The 20,408-nt window shown below is 74.0% G+C and carries 22 protein-coding genes and 1 pseudogene; 16 read left to right on the forward strand and 7 right to left on the reverse strand.

Features of this window, described 5'->3' with window-relative positions; translation table 11 throughout:
* Position 1: 1 nt before the first annotated feature.
* Genes AB0K34_RS25990 through AB0K34_RS26035 form a run of 10 tightly spaced genes read left to right on the forward strand, consistent with a single transcriptional unit; the run spans position 2 to position 10,429 of the window.
* Entirely contained in the window at positions 2 to 1,252 is a 1,251-nt protein-coding gene (locus AB0K34_RS25990) for an ABC transporter substrate-binding protein (RefSeq protein ID WP_138640883.1), read from the forward strand.
* Positions 1,249 to 2,271: a branched-chain amino acid ABC transporter permease gene (locus AB0K34_RS25995; RefSeq protein ID WP_301175187.1), complete on the forward strand. Its 1,023-nt coding sequence runs from the start codon at positions 1,249 to 1,251 to the stop codon at positions 2,269 to 2,271. The genes AB0K34_RS25990 and AB0K34_RS25995 overlap by 4 nt, the downstream gene beginning before the upstream one ends.
* Positions 2,268 to 3,344, forward strand: a complete 1,077-nt coding sequence (locus AB0K34_RS26000; RefSeq protein ID WP_205719568.1) for a branched-chain amino acid ABC transporter permease — start codon at positions 2,268 to 2,270, stop codon at positions 3,342 to 3,344. Before AB0K34_RS25995 ends, AB0K34_RS26000 begins: the two co-directional genes overlap by 4 nt.
* Positions 3,341 to 4,075 (forward strand): ABC transporter ATP-binding protein, encoded by a 735-nt coding sequence (locus tag AB0K34_RS26005; protein WP_205719570.1) that lies wholly within the window; start codon positions 3,341 to 3,343, stop codon positions 4,073 to 4,075. The genes AB0K34_RS26000 and AB0K34_RS26005 overlap by 4 nt, the downstream gene beginning before the upstream one ends.
* A complete protein-coding gene (locus AB0K34_RS26010; protein ID WP_138640420.1) occupies positions 4,062 to 4,763 on the forward strand; it encodes an ABC transporter ATP-binding protein in 702 nt (233 codons plus the stop codon). Before AB0K34_RS26005 ends, AB0K34_RS26010 begins: the two co-directional genes overlap by 14 nt.
* Positions 4,763 to 6,109, forward strand: a complete 1,347-nt coding sequence (locus tag AB0K34_RS26015) for an MmgE/PrpD family protein (protein ID WP_138640421.1) — start codon at positions 4,763 to 4,765, stop codon at positions 6,107 to 6,109. The genes AB0K34_RS26010 and AB0K34_RS26015 overlap by 1 nt, the downstream gene beginning before the upstream one ends.
* Positions 6,106 to 6,762, forward strand: a complete 657-nt coding sequence (locus AB0K34_RS26020; protein WP_364551360.1) for a hypothetical protein — start codon at positions 6,106 to 6,108, stop codon at positions 6,760 to 6,762. The genes AB0K34_RS26015 and AB0K34_RS26020 overlap by 4 nt, the downstream gene beginning before the upstream one ends.
* Positions 6,759 to 8,153 (forward strand): FAD-binding protein, encoded by a 1,395-nt coding sequence (locus AB0K34_RS26025; protein WP_364551363.1) that lies wholly within the window; start codon positions 6,759 to 6,761, stop codon positions 8,151 to 8,153. Before AB0K34_RS26020 ends, AB0K34_RS26025 begins: the two co-directional genes overlap by 4 nt.
* Before the next feature lie 10 nt (positions 8,154 to 8,163).
* Entirely contained in the window at positions 8,164 to 9,633 is a 1,470-nt protein-coding gene (locus AB0K34_RS26030; protein WP_138640424.1) for a dihydroorotase family protein, read from the forward strand.
* Positions 9,634 to 9,649: 16 nt separating this feature from the next.
* A complete protein-coding gene (locus AB0K34_RS26035) occupies positions 9,650 to 10,429 on the forward strand; it encodes an IclR family transcriptional regulator (RefSeq protein WP_138640425.1) in 780 nt (259 codons plus the stop codon).
* Here AB0K34_RS26035 and AB0K34_RS26040 read toward each other — a convergent pair.
* Positions 10,426 to 11,154 (reverse strand): metallophosphoesterase, encoded by a 729-nt coding sequence (locus AB0K34_RS26040; RefSeq protein ID WP_138640426.1) that lies wholly within the window; start codon positions 11,152 to 11,154, stop codon positions 10,426 to 10,428. The two genes, AB0K34_RS26035 and AB0K34_RS26040, sit on opposite strands and share 4 nt — an antisense overlap.
* 47 nt (positions 11,155 to 11,201) lie before the next feature.
* Here AB0K34_RS26040 and AB0K34_RS26045 point away from each other — a divergent pair, with 47 nt between their 5' ends.
* The 3 genes from AB0K34_RS26045 to AB0K34_RS26055 are packed head-to-tail and all read left to right on the forward strand — an operon-like array spanning position 11,202 to position 13,410.
* Positions 11,202 to 12,590, forward strand: a complete 1,389-nt coding sequence (locus tag AB0K34_RS26045) for a PLP-dependent aminotransferase family protein (RefSeq protein ID WP_364551366.1) — start codon at positions 11,202 to 11,204, stop codon at positions 12,588 to 12,590.
* 30 nt (positions 12,591 to 12,620) lie between these two features.
* The gene (locus AB0K34_RS26050; RefSeq protein ID WP_138638878.1) at positions 12,621 to 13,166 is read left to right on the forward strand and encodes an AAA family ATPase; all 546 of its coding nucleotides are present in this window, start codon (positions 12,621 to 12,623) and stop codon (positions 13,164 to 13,166) included.
* 22 nt (positions 13,167 to 13,188) lie between these two features.
* Positions 13,189 to 13,410, forward strand: coding sequence for a hypothetical protein (locus AB0K34_RS26055; RefSeq protein WP_240808143.1), 222 nt, complete (start codon positions 13,189 to 13,191; stop codon positions 13,408 to 13,410).
* Between the two features lie 250 nt (positions 13,411 to 13,660).
* On the opposite strand, the pseudogene AB0K34_RS26060 reads toward AB0K34_RS26055, so the two are convergent.
* The 3 genes and pseudogenes from AB0K34_RS26060 to AB0K34_RS26070 all read right to left on the reverse strand — a co-directional run.
* Positions 13,661 to 14,161: pseudogene (locus AB0K34_RS26060) on the reverse strand (alkene reductase); the annotation flags it as partial.
* 207 nt (positions 14,162 to 14,368) lie between these two features.
* Positions 14,369 to 15,163, reverse strand: coding sequence for an SDR family oxidoreductase (locus AB0K34_RS26065; RefSeq protein WP_138638880.1), 795 nt, complete (start codon positions 15,161 to 15,163; stop codon positions 14,369 to 14,371).
* Positions 15,164 to 15,192: 29 nt separating this feature from the next.
* Positions 15,193 to 15,801 carry a hypothetical protein gene (locus AB0K34_RS26070; protein ID WP_364551370.1) on the reverse strand — a complete coding sequence of 203 codons (609 nt, stop codon included), beginning with the start codon at positions 15,799 to 15,801 and terminating at the stop codon, positions 15,193 to 15,195.
* A gap of 198 nt (positions 15,802 to 15,999) precedes the next feature.
* Here AB0K34_RS26070 and AB0K34_RS26075 point away from each other — a divergent pair, with 198 nt between their 5' ends.
* From AB0K34_RS26075 to AB0K34_RS26085, 3 genes are all read left to right on the forward strand, one after another.
* A complete protein-coding gene (locus AB0K34_RS26075; RefSeq protein WP_364551373.1) occupies positions 16,000 to 16,467 on the forward strand; it encodes a nitroreductase family deazaflavin-dependent oxidoreductase in 468 nt (155 codons plus the stop codon).
* A gap of 89 nt (positions 16,468 to 16,556) precedes the next feature.
* Positions 16,557 to 16,928 (forward strand): VOC family protein, encoded by a 372-nt coding sequence (locus AB0K34_RS26080; RefSeq protein ID WP_138638883.1) that lies wholly within the window; start codon positions 16,557 to 16,559, stop codon positions 16,926 to 16,928.
* A gap of 7 nt (positions 16,929 to 16,935) precedes the next feature.
* On the forward strand, positions 16,936 to 17,499 hold the full coding sequence (locus AB0K34_RS26085; RefSeq protein WP_364551377.1) for a DUF4303 domain-containing protein: 564 nt from the start codon (positions 16,936 to 16,938) through the stop codon (positions 17,497 to 17,499).
* A 3-nt stretch (positions 17,500 to 17,502) separates the two neighbouring features.
* On the opposite strand, the gene AB0K34_RS26090 is transcribed toward AB0K34_RS26085, so the two are convergent.
* The 3 genes from AB0K34_RS26090 to AB0K34_RS26100 form a co-directional block, all read right to left on the reverse strand.
* A complete protein-coding gene (locus tag AB0K34_RS26090) occupies positions 17,503 to 18,459 on the reverse strand; it encodes a polyprenyl synthetase family protein (protein WP_364551379.1) in 957 nt (318 codons plus the stop codon).
* On the reverse strand, positions 18,456 to 20,069 hold the full coding sequence (locus AB0K34_RS26095; protein ID WP_364551381.1) for a hypothetical protein: 1,614 nt from the start codon (positions 20,067 to 20,069) through the stop codon (positions 18,456 to 18,458). Before AB0K34_RS26095 ends, AB0K34_RS26090 begins: the two co-directional genes overlap by 4 nt.
* A 32-nt stretch (positions 20,070 to 20,101) precedes the next feature.
* A partial coding sequence (locus AB0K34_RS26100) for a hypothetical protein (RefSeq protein ID WP_364551383.1) occupies positions 20,102 to 20,408 on the reverse strand: 307 nt, incomplete at its 5' end.

The following is a 20,408-nucleotide window of genomic DNA, read 5'->3' on the forward strand; positions in this document are numbered from 1 at the left end:
AATGTGGGCTCGTAAGCTCGCCGCCGGGCTCGGCGCCTGCGCGGTTCTGGCCGCCGCGGCCGGTTGCGGCGGCTCGGCGCCGTCCGGCGCGGCCGGAGTGGCCGCCGGGCGCGACCGGGGCCCGGTCAAGATCGGCGCGCTGCATCCGGTCAGCGGCGCCAACGCGGTCGACGGCCAGCAGATGCGCCGCGGCGCGCAGCTGGCGGTCGAGGCGATCAACGCCGCCGGCGGCATCAAGTCCCTCGGCGGCCGCAAGGTCGAACTCGCCACCGGCGACACCCAGGGCAAGGCGGAGGTCGGGCAGAGTGAGGCCCAGCGGCTGATCTCCGAGGGCGCGGTCGGCTTCGTCGGCACCTACCAGAGCGCCGTCAGCACGAACGCGGCCGTCGTCGCCGAGCGCAACCGGGTGCCGTTCGTGATGGACGTCACCGCCTCCGACGCGATCTTCGCCAGCGGCTACCGGTACTCCTTCCGGGTGCAGCCCGGCAGCGCGGCCATCGCCGGCGCCGCCGCCCGCTACCTCAAGGAGGTCTCCGACCAGGCGGGCAAGCCGGTCAGGAAGGTCGCCTTCCTGCACGAGCAGACCGACTTCGGCAGCGGCGCCGCCGAGGCGTTCACCGCGGCGGCGAAGAAGCTCGGCATCCAGGTCGGCCCGAACATCAGCTACGACGCGCTCACGGTCTCCGACCTCACCGCGCAGGTCACGCAGGTCAAGGCGTCCGGCGCGGACGTCCTCGCCGTCGCCGGCTACTACCGCGACAGCCTGCTCGCCGCCAAGGCGATCGCCGCGGTGAAACCGGACCTGAACGCGGTCTGGGGCGTCTCCAACGGCGCCTACGACCAGCCGAAGTTCGTCTCCGACGCCGGAGCCGTCGCCGAGCGGATCTTCAGCACCAACTACCACTTCGACGCCAAGAACCCGCAGACCGCGAAGCTGCGGGAGGAGTACCAGCGCCGCTACGGCGCCCCCATGCGCACCGGCGCCGTCCTCGCCTACGACGCGGTCCAGGTGATCGCGCAGGCGGTGGAGCGCGCCGGCTCCACCGACGCGGAGAAGGTGCGCGACGCGATCGCGTCCTCCGCCGTCGAGCCCCTCACGGTCGGCACCGGCCCGATCTCCTTCGCTCCCAACGGCGACAACAAGACCGCGCTGCCCGTCCTCATGCAGGTCCAGGGCGGCCAGGTCAAGCAGGTCTATCCCGTGGAGAAGGCCGAATCCAAGCCCAACTACTCGGTGACGTGGCGGTCATGAGCAACATCGGAACCAAGGCGCAGTCCCCTCCCGCCCCCGCCGCCCGGCGCCGCCCGCTGCTGGGCGGCGACGGGACGGGGGCCGTCCTCAAGCGCGCCGCCGTCACCGGCGGCGTGGTGGCGGTCGCGATCGCGGTCGCCCTGATCAAGTCCGGCAGCGGCCTGGTCGTCTGGCAGTCGGTGGTGACCGGCCTGCTGATGGGCGGGCTCTACGGGCTCATCGCGATGGGCCTCACGCTGATCTTCGGCGTGCTGGACATCGTCAACTTCGCGCACGGCGCGCTGCTGGCCATCGCGATGTTCATCGCGTTCGGCGTCGTGCAGGGCACCGGCGTCCACCCGTACCTGACGCTGCTCGTGGCGGTGCCCGCGCTGTTCCTGCTCGGCGCCGCCGTGCACCGCGGCCTGCTCGGCGGGACGGGCGGCGCGTCGCTGGAGAACCAGCTCCTCATCACGCTCGGGCTGTCGCTGCTGCTGGAGAACGGCCTGCTGATGTTCTTCGGCGCCGAGCCGAAGACCGTGGCGCTGCCCGGCGACTTCCAGTTCTCCCTGTTCGGCGCGGTCGTGTCGGGCGCCCGGCTGTACGCCTTCCTCGGCGCGATCCTGATCGGCGCGGTGCTGTTCTGGCTGCTGCGCCACACCCGGTTCGGCACGGCGATCCGCGCGGTCGCCGCCAACGGGCAGGGCGCCGAGCTGGTCGGCGTGAACGTCCGGCGCGTCCACACCCTGACGTTCGCGATCGGGACGGCCTGCGCCGGCGCCGCGGCGGTGCTCGCCGCGCCGCTGGTCACGGTCACGCCGACGCTCGGCGAGCAGTTCAACATCACCGCCTTCGTCGTCGTGGTGCTCGGCGGCATGGGCAACGTCGCCGGCGCGCTCGTCGGCGGGCTGCTGATCGGGCTGGTCGAGCAGCTCACCACGATCTACATGGACGGGCAGAGCTCGCTGCTCGGCGTGTTCGCCGTCTTCGTGATCGTGCTGTTCCTCCGCCCGCAGGGGCTCTTCGGGAGGCGGGCATGACGGGCACGGGCATGACGGACACGGGCATCACCCTCACCCGCCGCCCGGACGGGGACGGCGCCCGGCCGGCGAAGGCGCCGCCGCTGCGCCCGCACCACCGGCAGCTCGCCGTGCTCGGGGTGCTGCTGCTGGTCGCGATCCCGCTGCCGCTGGTGCTGCCGCCCGCGCAGGGCGCCGTCGCCGTCCGCATCCTGATCTTCGCGCTGATGGCCATCGGCTGGAACGTGATGAGCGGGTTCGGCGGGATGTTCAGCTTCGGGCACGCCGCGTTCTTCGGCCTCGGCGCCTACACCAGCGCCTACCTGCTCGTCGAGCACGGCGTGTCGCCGTGGATCGGGATGCTCGCCGGGATGGCGGTCGCCGCCGCGGTCGCCGTCGTCATCGGGTACTTCGCGTTCCGCTACAAGCTGCAAGGCGCCTACTTCGCGCTGGCGACGTTCGCGTTCGCCGAGATGCTGCGGCTGATCGTCACGACGAGCGAGTTCACCAACAAGGCGGTCGGGTTCACCGTCCCGCTGATCCAGGGCTCCTCGTTCTGGAAGATCCAGTTCGCCGCGGACTCGCCCGCCTACTTCTGGATCGCGCTCGGCCTCGCCGGGATCGCCGCCGCGGTCAGCATCGTGTTCCTGCATTCGCGGACGGGCCGCTACGTCACCGCGATCCGCGACGACGAGCTGGCGGCGGCGTCCCTCGGCACGCCCGTGCTGCGGTACAAGCTGGTCACGGTCGCGCTGTCGGCGGCGATCACCTCGGTGGCCGGCGCCTTCTACACGCAGTACTACCTGTTCGTGAACCCCGACCTGGCGTTCGGGTCGTCGGTGTCGGTCCAGGCGATCGCGACCGTGGTCATCGGCGGCATCGGCACCATCTGGGGCCCGATCGTCGGCGCGGTCATCCTCGGGGCGCTGTCGGACGTCACCGCGACGCTGCTGCGCACCCCGCCCGACTTCCTGAGCTTCCTGCAGGGCCGCAGCGGCCTCGACGTCGCGGTCTACGCGGTCCTGCTGATCCTCATCGTCCGGCTGCTGCCCAAGGGCATCGTCGGCACGATCGCCGCGAGGTGGCGCCGATGAGCATCCTGAACGTGACCGGAGTGGGCAAGGACTTCCGCGGCCTGCGCGCCCTGTCGGACGTGGAGTTCCAGGTCGAGCAGGGGGAGATCCTCGGCATCATCGGCCCGAACGGCGCCGGGAAGACGACGCTGTTCAACGTCATCTGCGGCGCGCTCGCCCCCGACACCGGGCAGGTCGTGTTCGGCGACCGGGACGTCACCGGCTCCTCGCCGGACCGCATCGCCCGCGCCGGCATGGTCCGCACCTTCCAGCTCATGCGCCCGTTCGGGAGCATGACCGTGCTGGAGAACGTGAGCCTGGCCGCCCAGCACCGGCGGGCGTCGCCGCACCGGCTGCGGAAGCGGTCGCTGGACGTGGTGGAGCGCGTCGGCCTCGGCCAGTGGGCGCACCGCAACGCCACCGAGCTGCCGACGGCCGGGCTGAAGCGGCTCGAACTCGCCCGCGCGCTCGCGATGCGGCCGAAGGTCCTGCTGCTGGACGAGGTCCTCGCCGGGCTCGTCCCGTCGGAGCGCGAGCCGGTCCTGGACCTGCTGTCCGCGCTGCGCGCGGAGGACGGCACGACGCTGCTGTTCATCGAGCACATCATGGCGGCCGTGATGCGGCTGTCGGACCGGGTCCTCGTCATGGACCAGGGCCGGGTGCTCGCGACCGGCTCGGCGGAGGAGGTCACCTCCGACCCCCGCGTGATCGAGGCCTACCTCGGAGAGGAGCCCGGCGATGCTGAGGCTTGACCGGCTCTGCGCCGGCTACGGGCGCATGCAGATCCTGCACGACATCGACCTGACGCTCGGCGAGGGCGAGATCGTCGCGCTCGTCGGCGCGAACGGCGCCGGGAAGACCACGACGCTGCGCGCGGTGTGCGGGCAGCTGCGGCCGACGTCCGGGACGATCACGTTCGCGGGCGAGCCCACCGCCGGGCGCCGCCCCGACCAGCTCGTCCGCGACGGGCTCGTGCACGTCCCCGAGGACCGCGCCCTGTTCGGCACGCTCACCGTCGAGGAGAACCTGCGGATGGGCGCCTGGACCCGCCCGCACGGCGAGGTCGACGCGGCCATGCGCGAGGTGTTCGAGCTGTTCCCCGTCCTCGCCGAGCGGCGCACGCAGGTCGCGCAGACCTTCAGCGGCGGGCAGCAGCAGATGCTCGCGATCGGCCGCGCGCTGATGGCCCGCCCGAAGCTGCTCATGCTGGACGAGCCGTCCACCGGCCTGTCGCCCAAGCTGACGTGGGCGATGCTCGACGCGGTCAAGCGGATCCGCGACACCGGCGTCGCGGTGCTGCTGGTGGAGCAGAACGCCAAGCAGGCCCTCGGCATCGCCGACCGCGCCTACGTGCTGGAGAGCGGCTCGACCGTGCTGCACGGGACGGGCGAGGAGCTGGCCGGGTCGGCCGAGGTCAGGAAGGCGTACCTGGGGCTTTGATGGACGTGAACACGGAGGCCGCGACGGCCCGGCTGGGGGAGTGGGTCGCCGGACTGGACGTCGCGGACGTGCCGGTGCAGGTGCTCGACCGGCTCTCCCTGGTCCTGCTCGACGCGATCGGCGTGACCGCGCTCGGCGCCGGGCTGGCGGAGACGCGGGCGCTGCGGGCGGCGTGGGGCGCCCCCGGCGGGCCCGCGCCGCTGATCGGCGCGGGGCGGTGCGCCTCGGTGGACGCCGCCGCCTGGCTGAACGCCGTGGCGCTGGTCTGCCTGGAGCTGGACGAGGGCAACAAGTACGCCAAGGGCCACCCGGCGGCGCACGGCTTCCCGGCCGTGCTGGCGCTGGCGGCCGAGCGGGACGCCTCCGGCCCCGACACGGCGGCGGCGCTGCTCGCCGCCTATGAGACGGCGTCCCGGTTCGGGCGGGCGGCCCGGCTGCGGCCGGGCGCGCACCCGCACGGGAGCTGGGGCGTCGCGGGCGCCGCCGCCGGCTGCGCGCGGCTGCTCGGCCTCGGCCCGGACGCCGTCGCGGCGGCGATCGACACCGGGGCGGGCCTGCCGGTCGCCGGGCACTTCGCCTCGGCGACGGACGGGAACCCGGTGCGGGACGCCTGGATGGGCGCGTCCAACATGTCGGGGCTGGCCGCGGCGCGGATGGCGGCGGCCGGGCTCGCCCGCAACACCGGCACCGCCGCGCTGTCGCTCGGCACCCTGCTCGGGGAGTTCGACGCGGCGGAACTGACCGGCGGGCTCGGCGAGCGCTGGGACATCACGCGCGGCTACTTCAAGCGGCACGCGTCCTGCTCGTTCACCCATCCGGCCGCCGACGCGGTCCTCGGACTGCGCGGCGGGCTCGACCCGTCCCGGATCGGCGGCGTGCTGGTCGAGACGCACGCGCTCGGCGCCGGGCTGGCGTCGCCGGAGTGGGACAACCGGCTGTCGGCGATGTTCTCCACGCCGTTCGCCGTCGCCGCCGCGCTGCTGCACGGCGAGGTCGCGCCCGGCGCCGACCTCGACGATCCGGAGCTGCGGGCGCTGGCGCGCCGGGTCCGGCTGGCCGAGGCGGGCGACCTGACCGCGCGGCTGCCGGACGAGCGCGCCGCCCGCGTCACCGTCGAGCTGGACGACGGGACCGTCCGGACCCGCGAGGTCCCGAACCCGGTCGGCGACGCCGACCACCGCCCCCTGGACGAGGGGGACGTCCTGGCCATGCTGCGCCGGTGGCTGCCGGGACGCGAGGAACTGATCGACCGGGCGGCGGCGCTCTCCCGCGAGCTGCCGGGCCTGGACCATGCCGGGGAGCGCCTGCGCGGCCTCGCCGGCGACGAGACGAAGGAGCCGAAGTGACGCGCGCCCTGGCCGTGACGCCGATCCATCTGCCGCCGGAGGAGATCCGGCGGCGGCAGGCCCGCTACGACCGGCTGGCCCCGCCGGGCCTGACCGTCGAGCTGCGCGACGTCGGCCCGGCGGCGCCCGGCGCGCTGGACGACGAGGCGGCGATCCGCGCCTCCGAGCGGGAGGTCGCCGCCGCGCTGGCGCGGGCCGGGGACGGCTGGGACCTCGCCTTCCCCGACTGCGTGCTCGACCCGGCCGTCCCGGACGGCCCGTCCGGCCCGGGCGCCGGCCCTGACCGGGGCGTACGGCCGATCGGCCTGCTGAAGCTGAGTAGTATGCACCTTTCTGCGATGAATGTTCGGTTTGGTGCGGTGGTGCGGAACGAGGCGATCGGCGCGGAGCTGGGCCGCCGCCTCAAGGGCTACGGCCTGGACGAGTACGTCGCCGGGATCGCGGTGCTGGAGCTGCCCTTCGACGCCGTCGCCGACGCCGCCGCCTGGAACGCCGCCCTCGGCGAGGCCGTGGACGCGCTCGCCGCCGCCGGCGCCGCCGCGGTGCTCAACGGCTGCTCGGCCGTCGACGTCGACGAGGACCGGTTCGCGGCCCGCGTCGTCGACCCGACGGCCCTCGCCCTGACGCTCATGACCGCGGGGGGAGCCGCATGACCGACGGACCCGACCTCGTCATCGCGGGCGCCGGCGGCGGCCTCGCCGGCGCGCTGCGCGCCGCCGAACTCGGCCTCAGCGTGGTCGTCGTGGAGGCGAGCGAGCACTTCCGGCGCGGCAACAACACCTCGATGTCGACCGCGATGTTCCCCGGCGCCGGCTCCCGCTGGCAGGCGGCCGAGGGCGTCCACGACTCCCCGGACCAGTTCGTCGCCGACATCATGGCCAAGACCAAGGGCGGCGCCGACGCCCGGCTCGCCCGCACCCTGGCCGAGGTCAGCGGCCCGCTCGTGGAGTGGCTCGCCGACTCGGTGGAGCTGCCGCTGTCCCTGGTCACCGACTTCAACTACCCCGGGCACTCCGTGACGCGCTGCCACTCCGTCCCGGGGCGGCACGGGTCGAGCGTGATCGACCACCTCGCCCGCCGCGTCCGCGAGCACCCGGACATCGACCTGCTCGTCCCGGCCAAGCTCGCCGGCGTGGCGACCGGCCCGGACGGGGCGGTCCGCGCCGCCGTCGTCCAGTACCCGGACGGCACGACCGAGGAGATCCCCACCGGCGCGGTGCTGCTCGCCACCAACGGCTTCGGCGCCGACCGCGGCCTCGTCGAACGGCACCTCCCCGAGATCGCCGGCGCCCTCTACCAGGGCAGCGACCAGTCGCTCGGCGACGCGCTGCGCATCGGCGGCGGCCTCGGCGCCGCCACCGGGTTCCTGGACGCCTACCAGGGGCACGGCGCCATCGCCGCCGGCGCCGGCACCCTCGTCGGCTGGGCCACGATCATCCACGGCGCGGTCATGGTGGACCTCGGCGGGCGCCGCTTCGGCGACGAGACCCGCGGCTACTCCGAGTACGCCGCCGAGCTCGCCGCCCGGCCCGGCGCCACCGGCTGGATCGTGCTGGACGAGACGGTCCACGAGCAGTGCCAGGGGTTCAAGGACTACCGCGACACCGTCGAATCGGGCGTCCTCGTCCGGGCCGCCGACGCCGAGGCCCTCGCCAAGGCGACCGGCCTGCCGCCGGACGCCCTCGCCGACGAGCTGGCCGCCAGCGCCGCCGCGGCCCGCGGCGAGCGCCCCGACGAGCACGGCCGCACCCACTGGGAGCGGCCCCTCGCCGCGCCCTACGCCGCCGTCCGCGTCGTCCCCGCCCTGTTCCACACCCAGGGCGGCCTGATCGTCAACGAGGACGCCGCCGTCGTCGACCCCGACGACCGGCCGATCCCCGGCCTGTACGCGGCGGGCGGCGCCGCCGCCGGGATCTCCGGCCACGGCGCCGACGGCTACCTGCCCGGCAACGGCCTGCTGCCCGCCTTCGGGCTCGCCTACCTGGCGGCCGGCGCCGTCGCCCGCGACCGGACCGCCCGCCGCACGACCACCCGCGAGAATTGAGGAGTACACGATGGCCACGACCGAACTGCTGCTGAAGAACGTGCGGGTGGTCCGCCCCGACGCCCCCGACGGCACCGAGCCGGAGCGCGCGGACATCGCCGTCAACGACGGCACGATCGTCCAGGTCGCCCCGGGGCTGCCCGACGACGACGCGGCCACCGTCGTCGACGGGGGCGGGCGCCTGGCGTTCCCCGGCGTCGTGGACGCCCACCAGCACTGGGGCATCTACAACGAGCTGGGCACCGACACCCGCACCGAGAGCCGCGCCAGCGCCCAGGGCGGCGTCACCACGGCGCTGACCTACATGCGCACCGGCCAGTACTACCTGAACAAGGGCGGGCCGTACCGGGAGTTCTTCCCCGAGGTGCTGAGCATCGCGGAGGGCAACGCCTACGTCGACTACGCCTTCCACCTGGCGCCGATGATGGCCGAGCACATCGACGAGATCCCGTACCTCGTCGAGGAGCACGGCGTCACCTCGTTCAAGATCTTCATGTTCTACGGGAGCCACGGGCTGCACGGCCGCTCGTCCAGCCAGAGCGACTTCCTGATGACCCCGCCGGACGAGCGCTACGACATCGCGCACTTCGAGTTCGTCATGCGCGGCGTCCAGCGGGCCCGCGAGCAACTCGCCGACTACGCCCCGCACATCTCGCTGTCGCTGCACTGCGAGACCGCCGAGATCATGACGGCCTACACCAAGATGGTCGAGCAGGAGGGGAAGCTGACCGGCCTGCGCGCCTACAGCGCGTCCCGCCCGCCGCACTCGGAGGGCCTCGCCGTCACCATCGCGTCCTACCTCGCGCACGAGACGGGCCTGCCCAACATCAACCTGCTGCACCTGTCGTCGGACAAGGCGCTGTCGGCCGCCCTCACCATGGCGGGCGCGTTCCCGCACATCGACTTCCGCCGCGAGGTCACCATCGGGCACCTGCTCGCCGACGTCGACACCGCGCACGGCCTCGGCGGCAAGGTCAACCCGCCGCTGCGCGACCGCGCCGACGTCGAGGCGCTGTGGCGGCACGTCCTCGCCGGCGAGGTCGACTGGGTCGTCAGCGACCACGCCTGCTGCCGCGACGAGATGAAGTTCGGCGCCGACCGCGACGACATCTTCCTCGCCAAGTCCGGGTTCGGCGGCGCCGAGTACCTGCTGCCCGGCCTGGTCGGCGAGGGCCTCAAGCGCGGCCTGCCGCTCCAGCAGGTCGCCCGGCTCACGTCCTGGAACCCGGCCCGCCGCTACGGGCTGGTCAACAAGGGCGCCATCGCCGAGGGCTACGACGCCGACATCGCCCTGGTCGACCCCGACGCGAACTGGACGGTCCGCGCCGCCGACTCCGAGTCGACGCAGGAGTACACGCCGTTCGAGGGCTTCGCGATGACCGCGCGGGTCACCGACACCTTCGTGCGCGGCAACCACGTGTACAAGGACGGCGCGGTGACCGGCGACCCCGTCGGACGCTACCTGCGCCGCGGCCGCTGAAGCCTAGGATCTTGGCGTGACCAACCAGACCGCCACCGCGCCGCCGCCGGGGGGAACCGAGGTCGCCGGGCGGGTCGCCGACGTGCTGCTGCTGTTCGCCGGCGGCCCCGAGTACCTCGGCGTCACCGCCATCAGCCGCGAGCTGGGCATCTCCAAGGCCGTCGTGTACCGCATCCTGCAGTCGCTGGTGTCCCGCGAGATGCTGGAGGCGGGCACGGCGGGCTACCGCCTCGGCCCCGCCGCCGTCGCGCTCGGCGTGAGCGCGCTGCGCCGGTTCAACGTCCGCAACGCCGCCGCGCCCGTGCTGCGGCGGCTGCGGGACGCGACCGGCGAGACCACCACGCTGTCCGGTCTCGTCGGGGACGAGCGGGTCTACCTCGACCAGTTCGAGAGCCCGCACGAGGTCAAGATGACGGTCGAGGTCGGCCGCCGGTTCCCGCTGCACGCCGGCTCCTCGGGCCGGGTGATCCTCGCGTTCCTGCCCGCGGAGCGCCGGGAGCTGATCCTCGGCCGGCCGCTGGCGGCGATGACCCACCGGACCGTCACCGACGAGGACCGGCTGCGCGCCGAACTCGCCGAGACGGTCCGGGAGGGCGTCGCCGTCTCCCTCGGCGAGCGGCAGGCCGACGCCGGCTCGGTCGCCGCGCCGCTGTTCGGCCCGGACGGGGAGGTGCACGGCTCCATCAGCGTGTGCGGGCCCCGGCACCGCTTCACCCCCGAGGCCATCGACCGCTACCGGACCCTCGTCGTCGACGCCGCCGAGGAGATCACCCGCACCTGGACGACGCACCGCTAGACGGTGCGGTAGTGCGTGGTCAGGCGCCCCTCGTCGTCCAGGAGGTGGATCGCCAGGCCCGGGGGAGCGGCGAGGTCCACGACCTCGCCGCCGCGCGGCGGGACGACGAGCGTCGACACCGCCCCGGGCGCGACGAGCAGGGGCCGCCCCGCGAAGGTCGTGGCCGCCGCCGTGTGGGCGTGCCCGCACAGCACGGCCGCGACCCGCGGGTGGCGCTCGACGACCCGGGCCAGGCGCTCCGCGCCGAACTGGCGGATCTCGTCCACGTACGGGGCGCCGAGCGGGACGGGCGGGTGGTGGAAGCAGACGAACGCCGGCGCGTCGCCGTTCCCGGCGAGGTTCTCATCGAGCCAGGCGAGCGTCTCGTCGTCCAGGAAGCCGTGGGCCTCACCGGGCACGGTCGAGTCGCACATCAGGAACACGGCGCCCGCGACCTCGTGCGCGCGGTTGACGGGGCCGTCGCCCGGCGGCTCGTCTAGCAGCACCTCCCGGAAGGGGCCGCGCGCGTCGTGGTTGCCGGGGCAGGCCAGCACCTGGTGCCGGGACGCCAGCACCTTGCGGGCCTGCTCGTACTCGGCGGGCTCCCCGTGGTCGGCGATGTCGCCGGTGACGAGGACGGCGTCCAGCGGGAGGCCGTCCAGGTGCTCCATGACCCGCGCCGCGCGCGCGGCCGCGCGGTCGCCGAGATCGAGATGGACGTCGCTGAGCTGGGCGAAAAGGATCATGCCCGCGAATCTAGGCGCCGACCGGACCAGGATTAAGATCCGGTCCCATGCCGGAAGACTGGTCCAGTTCGGTCGATCTCCATCTCGCCGTCGACGCGGCGGGCGGCCGCCGCGCGGGCCTGGAGCGGGCCCTGCGCGCCGCGATCGCGGCGGGCCGCCTCGCGCCGGGCGGCGCGCTGCCCTCCACCCGCGCCCTCGCCGCCGAGCTCGGCTACTCGCGCGGCACCGTGACCGCCGCCTACGACCAGCTGACCGCCGAGGGCCACCTCGTCACCGTCCCCGGCTCGGGGACCCGGGTCGCCGCCACCGCCGCCGCGCCCGCTTCCGCGCCCGCCCTCCCGGACGCGCCCCGCGAACCCGCGCACGACCTTCGGCCGGGCCGCCCCGACCTGAGCGCGTTCCCGACCGCCGCGTGGCTGCGCTCGACGCGCCGGGTCCTAGCGTCCGCGCCGCCCGGCGCGCACGCGCTCGGCGACCCGCGCGGCCGCCCCGAACTGCGCGCGGCCCTCGCCGGCTACCTCGGCCGGACGCGGGGCGTCCGGGCCGACCCCGCCCGGATCGTGATCACCTCCGGGTACGCCCAGGCCCTCGGCCTCCTCGCCGCCGTCCTGCGGGACGCGGGCACCTCGGCGATCGCGATGGAGGAACCGGGCCACTTCTTCCACCGCGCCATCGTCGGCCGCGCCGGGCTCGGCGTCGTCCCGCTCCCCGTGGACGGCGAGGGCGCCCGCCCCGAGGGCCTCGACCGGGCCGGCGCGGCCGTCCTCACCCCGGCGCACCAGTACCCGTCCGGCGCGACCCTCCACCCGGACCGCCGCCGCGCCTTCGCCGCCTGGGCCCGCGACACCGGCGCGCTCATCGTCGAGGACGACTACGACGGCGAGTTCCGCTACGACCGGCAGCCCGTCGGCGCCCTCCAGGGCATGGCCCCGGACCACGTCGTCTACGGCGGCACCGCGTCCAAGACCCTCGCCCCGGCACTGCGCCTCGCCTGGCTCGTGCTGCCCGCGCACCTCGTCGAGCCCTTCGCCGAGGCGAAGCTCCTCGCCGACGCGCACACGCAGTCGCTCGCCCAGCTCGTCCTCGCCGACCTCATCGGCGGCCACGCCTACGACCGGCACGTCCGCGCGTCCCGGCTCCGCTACCGGCGCCGCCGCGACCTGCTGGTGGAGACGCTGCTCGCCCGCGTGCCGCACGTCCGCGTCCAGGGCATCGCCGCCGGCCTGCACGCCCTGGTCCTGCTCCCGCCGGGCGGCCCCGACGAAGACGAGATCATGGACCGCGCCGCGTCCCGCGACCTCGCCCTCATGCCCCTCCGCGCCCACTGGCACGACCCGGCCGACCGCCCGCAGGGCTTCATCATCGGCTACAGCACGCCCCTCGCCTCCGCCTACAAGCCCGCCCTGGACGCCCTGTGCGCCGTCCTGGGGTCCTGAGCCCATCGCGCTCCGCCCTAGGGTTGACGCATGCCCAGCAGCGTCACCCTCCTGACCGGCCCGCCGGGCGCCGGCAAGTCGACGGTCGCGGCGCGGATCGCCCGCCGCCATCCCAAGGCCGTCCACCTGCACACCGACGACTTCTGGCACTACATCGCCGCCGGAGCGATCCCGCCCTACGAGCCCGCGTCCCGCGCGCAGAACGAGACCGTCATGGACGTCATCGCCGGCGCCGCGTTCACCTACGCGGCCGGAGGGTTCACCACGGTCGTGGACGGGGTCGTCGGCCCGTGGATGCTCGGCCACTTCCGCGAGCAGGCACGGCTCCACCCGCGGGTGCCCGTCCACTACGCGGTCCTGCGCCCGGCGCGCGACGTCGCGCTCGCCCGCGCCCAGGCGCGGACCGCGCCGGACGCGCTGGTGGACCGGCACCCGATCCTGACGATGTGGGACCAGTTCGCCGACCTCGGCGAACTGGAGCCCCACGTCCTCGACACCTCCGCCGAGGACGCCGCCGGGACCGAGCGCCGCGTCGCGGAGGCCATCGCCTCCGGCCGCCTCCGGCTGCGCCTCTGACCTCAGCCCGGAGTTCGAGAAGATGTGGCTGGAGCACGGGGTGGAGGAGTGGTCCGCCGGCGACGGCAGCTTCGTCCTGCACCATCCGGAGGTGGGCGTCATGGAACTCGACTACCAGCGCGTCCTGCTGCCCGACGAGCCGGGGCTGAGCATCCTGCTGTACTCGGCCGAGCCGGACACGCCGGCCTGGGAGCGGCTCCGCCGCCTCGCCGCCCGCGCCGCGCCGGACATCTCGTTCCACTGACCCCGGAGCCGCGCCAGCGCCACGGCGTCGGCCACGCCCTCGCGCAGCGCCGCCGCCCCCGTCTCCGGGGTGGCGGGGAAGGAGTCGGCGGTCGGGTGCGGGCACAGGACGAGCCGCCCCGGCCACTCCTCCCGGACGATCCGGGTGACGTCGCGGGTGAGCAGCTCGAAGACGTGCAGGTAGGCCAGCGGCGTGCGAACCGGATCCGGCCCGGGATGGAGCCGCCGTAGCCGTCCGTGCGCCGGTTGGTGCCGTCGCAGAGGAACTGGTGCAGCAGGAAGCCGTTCGCGCCGTGCACCTCCACCTCGTCGAAGCCCGCGTCCATGGCGTTGCGGGCCGCGGCGGCGAAGTCGGCGACGGTGGCGGCGATGTCGCCGGCGGTCATCTCCCGCGGCGTCGGATGGTCCAGCATGCCGTCCGGGGTGAACAGCTGCTCGCCGGACGGGACCGCCGAGGGCGCGACGGGCACGGCGCCGTCGCGGTACAGGACCGGATGCCCGATCCGGCCGCAGTGCACGAGCTGCGCGACGATCGTCCCGCCCTCGGCGTGCACGGCCTCGGTGACCCGCCGCCACGCCGCGACCTGCTCGGCGGTGTGCAGCCCGGGCGTCTGGATGTAGCCCTGCCCGATGTCGCTGACCTGGATCGCCTCGGTCACGATCAGCCCGGCGGAGGCCCGCTGGGCGTAGTACCGCGCGGTCAGGCCGTCCACCCGCCCGCCGGCCGCCCTGCTGCGCGTCATCGGCGCCATCACCAGCCGGTTCGGCGCCTCCAGCTGCCGAGCGTGAGCGGCTCGAAGAGTTCCGGGAACCGATCCACCACGTCCTCCAATACTCTGGGGTTCGGATACGGCCCCAAGCCTGCGGGACGGCGGACGGCGGGCCCAGCACCCGCTTCTGGCTACTCAACCGGTGACCAGGCAACGGCGGCCCCCTTGCGGAGGTCGGCGGGCGGCGCGTCAGGGCAGGATCGCGTCGACGTAGCCGCCGTCCACCCGGAGCGCGCCGCCCGTCGTGGCGGACGCGTGCTCGGAGCCGAGGTAGACGACCATGTTCGCGATCTCCTCCGGCTCGATGAGCCGCCGCAGCAGCGAGTTCGGGCGGTGCTCGGCCATGAAGCGGCGCTGCCGCTCGTCCCACGGCAGTTCGTCGCCGACCATGTCGGCCACGAAGTCCTCGACGCCGCCGGTGTGGGTCGGGCCGGCCAGCACTGTGTTCACCGTGACGCCCGTCCCGGCGACGGCCTTCGCGTAGCCGCGGGACACGGCGAGCAGCGCCGTCTTCGACATGCCGTAGTGCACCATCTCCGCCGGGATCGCCACGGCCGAGTCGCTGGCGATGAACTGCACCCGGCCCCAGCCCCGGTCGACCATGCCGGGCAGGTAGAGGCGGGCGAGGCGGATCCCGGACAGCACGTTGACCTCGAAGTACCGCCGCCACTCCGCGTCGTCGATCTCCAGTGTGGGGCGCGCCTCGAAGATGCCGAGGTTGTTGACCAGGATGTCGACGCCGGGGTGCGCCTCGGTGACCGCCCGCGCGCCCTCGGCGGTGGCGACGTCGGCGGCGACGCCGTGCAGCCGGGCGTCCGGGAGGTCGCCGCGGAGCGCCCGCAGTGCCTCCTCGACGCTTCGCTCGGAACGGCCGTTGATCACTGTGGTGGCCCCGGACCGTGCCAGCCCGGCGGCGATGGCACGGCCGATGCCCTGCGTGGAGCCGCTCACGAAGGCGGTCCGTCCGGTGAGGTCGATGCGCATGGCACCGAGCGTTCCCACCGCCGCGACGATCACCCCTGCGGGGGCCGGGGCATCGGCGGGGGCATGGGCATCGGCGGGGGCAGGGGCACCGGTGGGGGCAGGGCCCAGGCCGGCGGCCGCACGCCCTCGATGGCCAGCGCCGGATTGCACAGGCGGAGGCGGTACACCAGGTCGCCGAAGTCCTTGCCCCCGCGCCCGGTGACGTGCTTCAAGGACCATGGGGAGTGCCGCGGTTCAGGTGTGAACCTCATGCTCCGCCAGATCCGGAACTCCCCGCCGGTCCAGTGGACGACCGCGGACCCGAACCCGAGGCGCGCCCGTCTGGAGACGCTGACCGAGGTGATGCTGCGGGCCTCGACGTCGACATGCTGCCCGAACCCGGTGACGAGCAGGTGGCCGCCGTCCGTCAGCACGACGCGGCGCGCCGGTCCGGACCAGATGAAGGCGCCGGCGAGGGCACTGGCGAGGGTCAGCCAGAAAGTCGGCACGCCCGCGTCCATGGCCGGCGTGACGAGCGCGCACAGCGCCCCCACCACCAGGACCAGCACGAGGAGGGAGATCCCTTCGGGCGGGGAGCACTGGTAGTTCAGCGAGTACCCGGACTGCTCATCGGACCGCCGCGAGCCGCCTCTGGCCATGGATCGCCCGCCTTCACGCGAGATCGACGCTCATATCAGGAGAGTGACCCACCCCGAGATCACGGGCAAGCCCCGCACCTCCAGGAGTGGTCAGGAATCGAGAAGCGCCGGCCGTCGGGCCGCGCCTAGCGTGAACCGGCATAGAGATCACCACTTACTCGACCTCTCTCCGGGCAGGGAGGGGCTGGAGGTAGTCCAATGGCAGAGAGCAGTCAGGCGGCCGGCGGGCGCCGGCCCGGGACGCCGGGGGCGCTGTCGCGGTGGATGCAGCACCGCGCGAACGCGCGCATGGCCCGCAAGGTCCGCAAGGGGCGCGGCACGTTCATGGGCATGGACGTACTGATCCTGAACACGATCGGCTGCCGGAGCGGGCAGCCGCGCGAGACGCCCGTGGCGTGGTTCCCGGACGAGGGCGACGCCCGGCTGATCGTCGCATCCGGCGGCGGCGGCCGGAACCCGGACTGGTTCGACAACCTGATGGCGAACCCCGACCGGGCGACGATCGAGCTGCCCGGCCGGGAGCCCGTCCCGGTGACGCCGCAGCGCCTCGACGGCGCCGACCGGGAGCGCGCATGGCGGCGCATCGCCGAGGCGCAGCCGCGCATCGCCAAGTACCAGAGCAAGTCCGAGCGCGAGTACCCGGTCGTCCGCCTGACCGGGCGGTGACCGCCGGACGGGAGCCGCCGTCGGGCCCAGCGTGCGGTGTTGATCATTCTCCTGTTTCATGGACGGGTCCGTGATGAAGGGGAGTGGGCATGGCCTGTCGAATCAGCGAGCTGGTGCTCGACTGCCGGGACCCCGAGGCGCTCGCCGCGTTCTGGTGCGAGGTCCTCGGGTACGTGGTGCTCCACCGGGAGGACGGCGACGTCGAGATCGGTCCGCGGGAGGGGTTCGGCGGCCTCCAGCCGACGCTCGTCCTCAGCCGCAGCGAGGCGCCGACCCCTGGGAAGCTGCGGTTGCACATCGACGTGAACGCGACGGACCGGGACCAGGACGCCGAGCTGGAGCGGCTCCTGGCCGCGGGGGCACGGCACGCGGACGTCGGGCAGACCGGGGAGGAGAGCTGGGTCGTCCTCCAGGACCCGGAGGGCAACGAGTTCTGCCTCCTGCGCGCCCGGCTCGGATGATCTCAGGATGTCCTTCGACGAGCTGGCGGACCGGCTGGTGACGGCGGGGCGGGCCGCGTTCCTGGAGGCGCGGGAGCGGAACCGCGGGGAGACCTTCTACGGCTTCGCGCTGTACTCCGATGTGTTCGCGGCCTACATCCTGCCGACGTGCGGCACCGAGGAGGGGCTGCTGCGGGTCGCGGAGCGCTATGTCGCGGAGTTCGGCGGGACGGTGGAGGAGCAGGCCGCCGGGCTGCGGTGGAGCCCGGCCGACTCGCCGTACCACATGCTGGGCGAGGAGCACTTCGCCGGCGTCCTGGACCTGCTGAACGAGCGCGGCGACCCCTGGCAGCGCCTTGACGACCAGGACCGGGACGCCTTCGACGCGGAGGTCGACGGGCGGTTCGAGGCGTGCTTCCGCGCGCTCGGCCGGCTGGACGAGGAGGGGCTGTTCGGGCGGGGCGCCGAGCGCGAGCGGGTGGTCGTGAACATCCTCCAGGGCGACCAGACCGACGAGGACGTCCTGGGGAACGCGCGGCGGCTCAACCCGGCCGCGGCCTTCGCGCGGCTGGAGCGGGACCTGGGCGCCTGACCGTCACAGCCGGGCCTCGACCTTCGCCAGGATGGCGAGGATCGCCGTCCTGGCGTCCTCGCCGACGCCGTCCAGGGCGGCGCGCGCACAGTCGAGGTGCTCGTGCGCGAGCGCCATCGCCTGGTCGAGGCCGCCGGACGACTGGACGAGCGCGCGCACGGCCGGCAGGTCGCCCGCGGTGAAGTCCGGCGACAGCAGGAGCGCGGCCAGGGCACCCGAGTCGTCGGCGGCGAGCGCGGCCAGCGTGGGCGCGCCGAAGAGGCCCAGCATGTGGTCGGTGCCGACGGACTTGTCGAGCTCGCCCGGGGTGAGGTCGAGGCAGTCGTCCAGCATCTGGAAGGCGATCCCGAACTCGCGGCCGAACAGCGCGAGCGCCGCGACCTCGGATTCGGCGCGGCCGGCCTCGGCCGCGCCCAGCAGGCAGGTCATCTGGAACAGGACGCCGGTCTTGCGCTCGGTGAGCTCCAGGTAGTCCTGGAGCGGATAGGCGGTGTCGAAGGTCCGCTCGATGTCCAGCAGCTGGCCGTGGGCGAGCTCGCGCAGCGTCCGGCTGACCAGCATGTCGACCCCGGCGCCGAGCTCGGCCGACTCGGTCCCGGCCAGCGCGAAGGCGGCCAGCCCCGCGAGGGACGCCCGTTCGGGGCCGACGAGCGTGTGCGCGGTCGGCTGCCCGCGCCGCAGCGCCGCCCGGTCGACCACGTCGTCGTGGATCAGCGACGCCAGATGGACGAGCTCCACCAGCGCGCCCAGCCTGACCATCCGGACCGGGTCCACGGGCGCGTCGCCCACGCAGGCCGCGAGCAGGCCCGAGCGCAGGCTCTTGCCCGGGTTGGCCGCCAGCGCCGCCACCGGGCCGCGCAGCGACGGGCCGAGCCCCGCGGCCAGCTCGTCGACGCGCGCCAGGACCCGGGTGGGGTAGTCCGCCTCCGTGCCGGGGGCCGGGCTCTGGACGGCGGTCACGAGGTCGGCTCCGGCGGCATCTGCTTGAAGGGCGCGTTCAACTCGATGCCGTCGGTCGCCTCGACGGCCTCGTAGACCTGGCTGTAGACGGCGGGATTGCTCATGTACGCCACGACCTCCCGCCTGGTCATCCCGAGCGTGGGTTCGAGCGACTGCCGGTACAGCTGGACGGCGAGCTGCACCTCGGGCGGTTTCAGGACACCGCTCTGCGCGAGGCCGCCGATGACGACCTCGGCGTCGTCGAGGTGCTCCTGGGTGACGACCTCCGCGGAATCCGGGTCGTTGAGCACGCCCTCCATGAAGTCGTGATATTTGTCGTAATACTGTTTCGCGTACACCACTTCGGACGATTGCGCCTGCCGATCCTTCAACCGGTCTATGAGCGCCTCGGAGTTCACGTAGGTGAGTTCGACCAGCAGCCTTCCGGTCATGGTCTGCATGAAGAAGTCGTCGCGCACCTTGTCGGCGATCGGATTGTCCTCGACCAGCGGCAGCCGGTAGTAATCGCTCAGCACCGGCAGTATCTTGCATTCCGCCTGGGATTCGGGCATCACGTGCGTGTCGCCGTTGCCGCCCGCGAACACGATCGACCCGGAGTCGCCGGCCGCGATGAGGAACTCGGTGTAGATCATGTCCTGGTAGGGGATGTCCCCGATCGGCGTGCTGACGACCGCCTGCACGCCGATCGCGACGATCTCGCTGGAGCTGTAGCCGGTCGTCCGCCCGACCTTCTCGATCTTCATCCCCGGCTGGGGGTCGGCGAGCCCCAGCACGGGCCCCGCGCAGGGCAGGCCGGCCTCCGACACCGCCGCCCGCTGGCCGAGCGGAAGGCGCACGTTGAGGGCCTCCAGCGTGGCGTCCATCCGGGTCAGCAGGTTGCCGCCGAAGGAGTCGCCGGCCGCGGCCATGCCGACGACCGGATGGGTGGCGGAGATGGGCGCCATGAGGTCCTTCGCGACCTCCAGGGTGTAGGCGCTCTGGTCGGTCAGCTGCGCGATCGCGCCGTCGACCCGCGTGCCCGCCGGGCTGATGGGCGCCCAGCGCTTCAGCTTCGCGATGGCGTCCGCCGACGTGCCGCCGTCGTAGGTGCCGGGCTGGACGATCGGCTCGCCGACCTTGCCGCGCCCCATGCGCGCGATCACATGGTTGCAGGTCAGCAGGCAGACGGTGTCGTCGGTGTTGTCGATGACGAACAGGCCGAGCGTGCCGGCCGTCGTCCCGTCGACGGGGTTGGAGATGCTGGCGCCCTGCCGCGGCGGCCGCATCCGGCCCGTGATCGGGTCCGACACCCCCGCCGGCGCGAGCGGCGCCCGCGCCGGCGCGAGGGCCGTCTGCGCTCCGGCGGAGAACGGCCCGGCCTGCTCCACGTCGACCTCGTAGGTCGTGCCGTCGACCTCGACGGTGCGCGGCAGCAGGCGGCGGCGCGACACCAGGGCCTCGCGGCGCTTCTTGCCGACCAGCACGACGACCGCGGGCCGGCCGGTCGACTCCCCGGCGCGGCGGCGGAAGCCGATGCCGACCCCGGTGACGTTCGGGTCGTCGCCGTGGGCGTCGTAGATCTGCTGCCTGGCGCGTTCCAGCCTGCCGTGGTCGTCGGCGCAGAGTTCCATGGTCCTCCGTCGTCGGTTCCTGGTCGCGCCGGTCAGTTCCGGTGCGCGATGGGCTGCGGCTGCCGGCCGAGCCGGTGCTCCCGGTCGAGCCCCCCGAGCCAGATCTCCGCCATGGCGTCGTCGGCCGGGTCGAAGTGGGGCGACAGTGTCGCGACGCCGAGCGCCACGAACGCCCGGAGGTCCTTCTGGGCCGCGTCGCCGGCCTGCGCCGCGTGCCGTCCGATGCCCGCCAGCAGGCGCCCCTGCGGCGCGCCGAACAGGCCCTGCGCGATCAGCGCGTCCGCGCCGGCCCGCGCCCGTGCGAGGCGGCCCAGAAGGACCTCCGGGCGTTCGTGGCGC

Origin of the sequence: Actinomadura sp. NPDC049382 (genome assembly GCF_040677125.1) — a bacterium.
GTDB classification, from domain to species: domain Bacteria; phylum Actinomycetota; class Actinomycetes; order Streptosporangiales; family Streptosporangiaceae; genus Spirillospora; species Spirillospora geliboluensis.

Coding starts and splice junctions, on each gene's coding strand:
- AB0K34_RS26075 (WP_364551373.1), top strand. CDS start 16,000: ATGGCAGAGAGCAGTCAGGCGGCCGGCGGGCGCCGGCCCGGGACGCCG.
- AB0K34_RS26095 (WP_364551381.1), bottom strand. CDS start 20,069: ATGGAACTCTGCGCCGACGACCACGGCAGGCTGGAACGCGCCAGGCAG.
- AB0K34_RS26050 (WP_138638878.1), top strand. CDS start 12,621: ATGCCCAGCAGCGTCACCCTCCTGACCGGCCCGCCGGGCGCCGGCAAG.
- AB0K34_RS26025 (WP_364551363.1), top strand. CDS start 6,759: ATGACCGACGGACCCGACCTCGTCATCGCGGGCGCCGGCGGCGGCCTC.
- AB0K34_RS26080 (WP_138638883.1), top strand. CDS start 16,557: ATGGCCTGTCGAATCAGCGAGCTGGTGCTCGACTGCCGGGACCCCGAG.
- AB0K34_RS26055 (WP_240808143.1), top strand. CDS start 13,189: ATGTGGCTGGAGCACGGGGTGGAGGAGTGGTCCGCCGGCGACGGCAGC.
- AB0K34_RS26015 (WP_138640421.1), top strand. CDS start 4,763: ATGGACGTGAACACGGAGGCCGCGACGGCCCGGCTGGGGGAGTGGGTC.
- AB0K34_RS26000 (WP_205719568.1), top strand. CDS start 2,268: ATGACGGGCACGGGCATGACGGACACGGGCATCACCCTCACCCGCCGC.
- AB0K34_RS25995 (WP_301175187.1), top strand. CDS start 1,249: ATGAGCAACATCGGAACCAAGGCGCAGTCCCCTCCCGCCCCCGCCGCC.
- AB0K34_RS26040 (WP_138640426.1), bottom strand. CDS start 11,154: ATGATCCTTTTCGCCCAGCTCAGCGACGTCCATCTCGATCTCGGCGAC.
- AB0K34_RS26005 (WP_205719570.1), top strand. CDS start 3,341: ATGAGCATCCTGAACGTGACCGGAGTGGGCAAGGACTTCCGCGGCCTG.
- AB0K34_RS26070 (WP_364551370.1), bottom strand. CDS start 15,801: ATGGCCAGAGGCGGCTCGCGGCGGTCCGATGAGCAGTCCGGGTACTCG.
- AB0K34_RS26085 (WP_364551377.1), top strand. CDS start 16,936: ATGTCCTTCGACGAGCTGGCGGACCGGCTGGTGACGGCGGGGCGGGCC.
- AB0K34_RS25990 (WP_138640883.1), top strand. CDS start 2: ATGTGGGCTCGTAAGCTCGCCGCCGGGCTCGGCGCCTGCGCGGTTCTG.
- AB0K34_RS26010 (WP_138640420.1), top strand. CDS start 4,062: ATGCTGAGGCTTGACCGGCTCTGCGCCGGCTACGGGCGCATGCAGATC.
- AB0K34_RS26030 (WP_138640424.1), top strand. CDS start 8,164: ATGGCCACGACCGAACTGCTGCTGAAGAACGTGCGGGTGGTCCGCCCC.
- AB0K34_RS26045 (WP_364551366.1), top strand. CDS start 11,202: ATGCCGGAAGACTGGTCCAGTTCGGTCGATCTCCATCTCGCCGTCGAC.
- AB0K34_RS26065 (WP_138638880.1), bottom strand. CDS start 15,163: ATGCGCATCGACCTCACCGGACGGACCGCCTTCGTGAGCGGCTCCACG.